Consider the following 1,913-nt stretch of genomic DNA (forward strand, 5'->3'; position numbering starts at 1 on the left):
GTCCCTTGGTATAGATGCGAAATCCTCTGACAAAAAAACAGGGGTTAAATCCTCTGTAAGCCTTTATTTTCAAGGCCTGTAGCAGGTTCGAAAAGTGCCGCGAATAATCACCGTTGAGCCGTAGGCGAATAAGGCAGGCGGGGAAGTAGCGGCGGTAGGCCTACTTCACACATCCTGCCCATTTGATGCCTTTTTTTACGCCGGGAATGGTTGCGACTTGAGTGCCATTTTTGTGCATCTGTCCTGTCGTTTTCCCGCTCTTATCCTGCTGTTTTCCTGCATTCGCCATTGCTCGATGCCGCTTCCCGGCGTTCAACCTTCCTTGTCGGTGTCCATATCGTTGACAGGTGTCCACCTTCGGGCCACACTAAAATCCAAAGTGTCCACCGGAGAATGTCATGCCAACCATCAAGCCTCGCGTCCAGGTCACGTTAGAGCCTGAAACTCATGTGGTGATAGATCGTCTAGCAACCCTTCAGGGTCGCTCAAGGGGGGCTGTGATCGCTGACATGCTCGATTCTATAGTTCCGGCGCTTAATCGCACTGTCGCGCTTCTGGAGGCCGCTAAGGAGGCTCCACAGCAGATTAAGGATGGTTTGCGCCGTGTGGTTGAGGATGTGCATCAGGATCTTGTGTCGGTCGCGGGGCAGTCTACGGGGCAGCTCGATATGCTCCTTTCGGGGTTCAAAAAAGAGGCGGTTTCGGTGGGTTCTGATGTGGGGTCAACCCCCGTCCCTGTAACACGGGGGTCAGGTAGGGGGGGTCCCCACTCAAAAGCACTCCCAAAAAAGCCGTCCAGCCGCTCTAAACCGGGCCTTTGAAGGGGTGACAGGGTATGTCGGTAGTTCAACCTGCAAAATTCGACTGGTATCAGGCCACGATTTACGTTTCCGATCCGTTCGAAAGTGGTCTCGCTGACCTTCTCACGGCCACATGGGAATTGAGCGATTTTGCTCAAGCCAAGGCAATGCACGGTTACACATACGGCGCTGAGGTTCGGCGTGGCGATAACGTCCTTTGCCGGGTCTGGTGGGGTGGTAATCCGGGGGTTCACGTTACGTCCAGTTCTGTCGAGGCTCCGACCTTGGCAGCTGCGTTAAAGCGCTTCGGCAAAATGACCGCGATCAGCAGGGTCGATTCCTGTGTGGATTGGGATGAAGAGGGGCTTTTTGATTCCTTGGCCGCTCACATGATCGAGTTTGCTCAGGCGCGCCGTATCTCGATCAATCAGCAGGGCGATTGGGCGCGGGGCGAGGGTAGGACGTTGTATTTGGGATCTACTCAGTCGGCCATACAGATCTGCCTGTATGAAAAAGGGTTTGAGCAGGGCGGCGTGATGGCTGGTGTCTCGCTTGATTGGGTGCGTATGGAAGTGCGTTTGAGGCCGACAAAAGAGGCGCGGCTCGATGTTTCCCAGTGGGGGGCGGATGATGTGTTTACCGCGGGGTGGGTCGGTGATTTGTTGGGGGTGCTCGGCTGGGAAAAGCTTAAGCATCAGGCCGTGGGTACGGTCTGGCGTCCATCGGATAAGGATCGGGCGCGAATTGCGTTTCTTGCTCAGTACGGAAAAACGATCGAGGCATGGGCGAATGAGGCGGGCGGATGGGACTCTTTTGGCGTTGTCCTGGGCGAAGCGTTGTCTGAGCATCGGCAGCGTATTGCGGATCGATCAGGTAGCCAGGCTACCGAAACGGCCTAGCTCATCTGTAGAGCTGTGCGCGATTGCGCGGATGCCGACGCCCGGAGCGGGCGACCGCGAGGACGGAGGCAGCCGGGCGAGCGTGTGCAGCGGGCAAGCGAAGCGCGCCAGTTCGGTCCCTTGGTATAGATGCGAAATCCTCTGACAAAAAAACAGGGGTTAAATCCTCTGTAAGCCTTTATTTTCAAGGCCTGTAGCAGGTTCGAAAAGTGCC

General features: G+C 55.9%; 2 protein-coding genes. One reads left to right on the forward strand and one right to left on the reverse strand.

The features are described 5' to 3' along the window. Nucleotides 1-160 precede the first annotated feature (160 nt). Nucleotides 161-355 carry a hypothetical protein gene (locus tag FAR12_RS23055; RefSeq protein WP_126411078.1) on the reverse strand — a complete coding sequence of 65 codons (195 nt, stop codon included), beginning with the start codon at nt 353-355 and terminating at the stop codon, nt 161-163. A 480-nt stretch (nt 356-835) separates the two neighbouring features. On the opposite strand from FAR12_RS23055, the gene FAR12_RS23060 reads away from it, so the two are divergent. Then, a complete protein-coding gene (locus FAR12_RS23060; protein ID WP_126411079.1) occupies nt 836-1,699 on the forward strand; it encodes a replication initiation factor domain-containing protein in 864 nt (287 codons plus the stop codon). The last annotated feature ends 214 nt before the right edge of the window (nt 1,700-1,913 follow it).

It is taken from the genome of Bacillus yapensis, from assembly GCF_005280205.1.
Lineage (GTDB): Bacteria > Bacillota > Bacilli > Bacillales > Cytobacillaceae > Robertmurraya > Robertmurraya yapensis.